Genomic DNA, 4,145 nt, shown 5'->3' on the forward strand with positions numbered 1-4,145 from the left:
CTTCAACACTGAAGTTGCTGGTACCCCAAGTGTAATTGAAAATTCCTTGCACCAAAGCCCGCTACCGGGAATGTCTGGTATTTCGTAATCACCATCACTTTTTTCATCAATTTCATTTAACTCATCATCATCAAAATTATCGTTTTGATCCCAAGTATTAAAGGTAATTTGATCGTCACCAAATCCTATTGATATTGAATGACATTTTTTTCCATCCTCTTCATGCTCATCTGTTTCTATTTCTTCATTAGGTATTTCTTCTTCAAAATCTTCTACAATTTTTTCTAAATCTTTCTCATCCAATTGTTCAATAATATCGTCAATTTCTTCGAGCTCTTCATCAATAATATCCTCTAATAATTCCGAATCTTCAAAAAGTTGTTCTACATCCTCTAAAGTAGGGTCTTCACTCTCCGACCCTAATTCCCTTCTTAAATCGGTCGATGTATCCTCGTAAATAGCTGGTCCATAACCTTTTTGAGCTTCGATAAACTCCGGTAAAAGAATCAAAGCCGGATGATTTCCCAACCGCCTCATTGCAGCTTTTTGTGTCGCATCCCTAATTTTTTCACCTATATAATCATCTACAGCTTTTTCAACCCCCTCCTCTTGAGCAGAATATGCCAAATCCGCCGCGTCTTCTATTATTTCTTGTATTTCTTCTGCTTTTTCTCTGCCCCGTCTACGTCTTGCCATTGCAAACTAACCAAAACTCAAGCTGAATTCATCACTGGGTTGAAACCCACTTATTTCAAATAAATAATCAACATTGATATTTATATAATCCAATGTATTTATAGTGCCAAATCCCCAGTCAAAAACTTCACAAGTCAATACAGAATTGCTATCTAAGAACTTAGCATTTCTGCCAAATCGTCCTATCAAAGAAAGGTTATAGACAATCCCATAATTTTTTAATTCTATTGTCCCGATTTCTTCGTTGTTTTTTTTAAATCTCAACCCTAAAAGCTGACTATTGTTTTTTGAATCAACAGATTTTTGTAATTTAATAGCCGTACTATCTTCAATGTTTATTGATGGAATATCTGCCCGAGTGAGAGAATTTATCAGTTTGATTTCTGGTCTAATATCGGTTAATGCAAAAATTACTTCTGTCCTCCAAGAACTTAAACTTGACAGGAGCGGTAGGGGCGGGTATCTTGGTCGTGCTATTTAATACTATAGGGTTAACGAACTCAGAAGTTAGAACTCAGAAGTCAGAAGTTATTTTTGTAACGGGGATTAGAGCAACGCTCCAAAAATATTTCGCCTTAAAAGGCGGGGTTGCGCGACCCAATTATTTTGATAAAAACCGCTTATTGCTCTTAAAAAATGATGGAATCTGAATCTCGCAAATATTGATAGTACCTACATCAGACTCCACTTAGGCGTTTGAGCTATTCTATAAAAAAGAGCGCATTTTATCCCTATATTGGACTATATGGGCGACTATTGGGGGGTAGTAGGATTGGATGTTCGGCCTAGGCTTTAAATAGGCACAAAAAAAAGGCGATCGCTCGCCTCACAATTGGTTAATTCTAAAATGAACTACTTCGGAGGTTAAAAAGCTTCAGGTCGGACAATTAAAATTCTACCCCACCATTGACAAAGTCTTGAATTTGAGTGGCTCAGTAGCCCAACTTGATTAAATTTTCTACTGCTTGTTTTTGGGTGTTGGTAATTTTGGTTTTTTTTACCTTTGTGATGTATTTGTCCCGGCAAAAATACCAGGTAGTTCTACCATCCGTTGTCCGGTCGTATTTGTCTAGCCAACCTGAGGCTACTTTGGTATTTTTTCTACCAGGCGGTCTGCTACCTTCATTCTTGGGAGGGTTTCCTATAGTTTTTGCTCCGGAATTATCGATTTTTTCGGAGCACAAACCTTCTTTGACACCTTCGGAGCATAAACTGTTTTTTGCTGATATATATAGGTTAGACAGTATTTGCTCATGAGCCTCCCTGCCTAGTATTTGCTCCAAAAAGTAGGTATCAATTTTGCCTCCAGATTCTTTGTATCGATTAGTTAAATTTTTGATTCGAGTTAAAGTTGAGTCTAAAGTGCTCGAAGTTTTTTGAACTGCTGGAAATTTTGGGGGCAGTGCTAGACTTACATCACTATTTAGTAATTTTACTTGGCCCATAATCTCTCCAGTATCTACTACTAATTCTCCAGATGTGACATTTGTCCTTAAAACCTGGAATGTTTTACCTTTGAGCTTGGTTTTGCCTGAATTGAGTCGTGTCGTTTTTACCTCAATCCAATCACCAGTACGAACTATGGCCATTCAATTTAACTCCCTTTGGCGATCGCGTAAACTTCTGCGGATATTTTTAATTGTCAGATGGGTAGATGTCATTGACATGGTAGGTTTGGCTCTTTCTAGTACCCTCGACATTTCCTCTAATATTTCTTGAACATGGGCAAATATTTGTGCTTCCAAGGTCTTCCCAATTTCTGTTAGTAATTCATCTGAGGGAACTTGCTCTTTGTTGTGGTTTAACGCTACGAATTCCGTGTCAAACTTCCCAGTGTTTATATTGAGATGAGATATGGACAATATTCCTAGATATCCTCAGTCTAATTTTACTGAGTGAATGCCCCACATTTGCGGTTTCTTGGCCAGGAGGTTGAATAAGTCCTTGTCTAGGTAAAGTGGGATAACTTCTCCAAATATTTCCATCATCCCTTCATGCCAAGGGTTTTGATGCCCCATTGTAATTTCTAATGTGGGAATTGTATCTTGCTGCATTTTTTCTCCTATATATATATGTACGAAAATTGCCGATCGCTAAGTTAAGTGATCGGCAATTCTTGTGGTTTATTCAGATTCCGTAGAATCTTCGGGTAAATGCTTCACCTGTTCCAAGAGTCGAGCAACTTCCCTTTCCAAAGCAGCAGCTTTTTGCAGGTATCTTGCCTTTTTTTGTTTGTGTTCAATCAATCTGGTTTCAAGACGTTCACCGTGACCATCGATGTAATCCTCGCCTTCTTTGATCACCTCTCGGAACAGGCCAAGGATTCCCCCAATAGTCCTATAGATTGCATTTCTTCCCAAGCCCGCGTCCATTTCTCCACTAACTCGCTCCTGCTGATATTCAATGCTTCTGCTATGCTGTCCATCTTTTCCAGGGTTTCCGGTGTTAGCGACAGATTGGTCCGCTTCTTGGGACTGTTGTACTTTGGTTTTCCTGCCATCAGTTTTTTTTGTGTCCATTGTTTGTGTATAAAATAATTTTACTCAAACCCCTTGACAAAATTATTTACACACTAAATAATATTTATCAAGTATTACACAATAAATTCTTGGGAGGTGATGCCCTAAAGAGTCGAAATAACCAAACATTAATACTAAGAATCTCTTATTAGTTTGTAGCGTCAAACATTCTTACACTTTATTTTCTGTCTTCGTGGGTTGTTATCCTATCTCCAACCCACAGTTCCCTAGCAAAGGAGACTTGCCTAGACGATGATCGTTTATCTAAGTGGTTTAGTGTTAATTCAAACTGATTGGTATTGAGTTAATTCAAATTTGTCAAGGTGAGATCAAAGCTAGGGAATGTCTTTGAGCTCAAGTTTTGGCATTCCCGTTTATTAGGTATCTGGAGGTATTAAATGAGTGACATCGTAAACAAATATTTTGCACATTTTAATTCAAGACGTTTCAAGTGTACATCATTTACCAAAAAAAGAGGGCATGCGCCTCCCCTTGGATAGGGGATGAAAAAGCGCTCGAGGGATGGCGAGGTTTCCGTTCCCTCCGGGACGCTACGCGAACGCTTGCCTCCAATCGACCAAGAGAAATATTTAACTCAGTATTTCAAGCCTCCGAGTTGACTCGGAGGTTCGCTGATAACTGATAGCTGATAACTGATAACTGAAATGACCGTTGACTATCTAAAAGATAAGAGTCCTGAAGTGTTAAAGGATATTAGGCTAAATCTTGCGATGAGGCGAGGAAGCCGCAAACGTGAAAGTGAACTTATTTCTGGTCAGTTTACTGTACAACGTGGCAGATATTCTCGAACTACTGGTAAATTTTACAGATATTATGGCAAAGCACTATCGAGATATACAGTTGAAGACTCTCAAGGTGAGTCAGACTTGTAACTGCCAGATCAAGATTTGGTGGGATTGAGGTTGCAGT

General features: G+C 38.7%; 8 protein-coding genes. 1 reads left to right on the top strand and 7 read right to left on the bottom strand.

Annotation, left to right across the window (positions count from 1 at the left end; all coding sequences use genetic code 11):
- The 7 genes from F6K22_RS34150 to F6K22_RS42665 form a co-directional block, all read right to left on the bottom strand.
- Positions 1-696: hypothetical protein (locus F6K22_RS34150; RefSeq protein ID WP_293108643.1), on the bottom strand; the 696-nt coding region annotated here is incomplete at its 3' end.
- A gap of 6 nt (positions 697-702) precedes the next feature.
- Positions 703-960 carry a hypothetical protein gene (locus F6K22_RS34155; protein WP_293108646.1) on the bottom strand — a complete coding sequence of 86 codons (258 nt, stop codon included), beginning with the start codon at positions 958-960 and terminating at the stop codon, positions 703-705.
- A 668-nt stretch (positions 961-1,628) separates the two neighbouring features.
- On the bottom strand, positions 1,629-2,285 hold the full coding sequence (locus tag F6K22_RS34160; protein WP_293108649.1) for a hypothetical protein: 657 nt from the start codon (positions 2,283-2,285) through the stop codon (positions 1,629-1,631).
- On the bottom strand, positions 2,286-2,558 hold the full coding sequence (locus tag F6K22_RS34165; RefSeq protein ID WP_293108651.1) for a hypothetical protein: 273 nt from the start codon (positions 2,556-2,558) through the stop codon (positions 2,286-2,288).
- A 15-nt stretch (positions 2,559-2,573) separates the two neighbouring features.
- Positions 2,574-2,750, bottom strand: coding sequence for a hypothetical protein (locus F6K22_RS34170; protein ID WP_293108654.1), 177 nt, complete (start codon positions 2,748-2,750; stop codon positions 2,574-2,576).
- 69 nt (positions 2,751-2,819) lie between these two features.
- Positions 2,820-2,999 carry a hypothetical protein gene (locus tag F6K22_RS42660; RefSeq protein WP_363275039.1) on the bottom strand — a complete coding sequence of 60 codons (180 nt, stop codon included), beginning with the start codon at positions 2,997-2,999 and terminating at the stop codon, positions 2,820-2,822.
- Entirely contained in the window at positions 2,996-3,196 is a 201-nt protein-coding gene (locus F6K22_RS42665) for a ribbon-helix-helix protein, CopG family (RefSeq protein ID WP_363275041.1), read from the bottom strand. The genes F6K22_RS42660 and F6K22_RS42665 overlap by 4 nt, the downstream gene beginning before the upstream one ends.
- A 684-nt stretch (positions 3,197-3,880) precedes the next feature.
- On the opposite strand from F6K22_RS42665, the gene F6K22_RS34180 reads away from it, so the two are divergent.
- Positions 3,881-4,108, top strand: a complete 228-nt coding sequence (locus tag F6K22_RS34180; protein WP_293108660.1) for a hypothetical protein — start codon at positions 3,881-3,883, stop codon at positions 4,106-4,108.
- The last annotated feature ends 37 nt before the right edge of the window (positions 4,109-4,145 follow it).

The organism is Okeania sp. SIO2F4 (genome assembly GCF_010672385.1).
Lineage (GTDB): Bacteria > Cyanobacteriota > Cyanobacteriia > Cyanobacteriales > Microcoleaceae > Trichodesmium.

Bases quoted from the DNA above. Each gene is read 5' to 3' on its own strand.
- F6K22_RS34160 (WP_293108649.1), bottom strand. From the start codon at position 2,285: ATGGCCATAGTTCGTACTGGTGATTGGATTGAGGTAAAAACGACACGA.
- F6K22_RS34170 (WP_293108654.1), bottom strand. From the start codon at position 2,750: ATGCAGCAAGATACAATTCCCACATTAGAAATTACAATGGGGCATCAA.
- F6K22_RS42665 (WP_363275041.1), bottom strand. From the start codon at position 3,196: ATGGCAGGAAAACCAAAGTACAACAGTCCCAAGAAGCGGACCAATCTG.
- F6K22_RS34180 (WP_293108660.1), top strand. From the start codon at position 3,881: ATGACCGTTGACTATCTAAAAGATAAGAGTCCTGAAGTGTTAAAGGAT.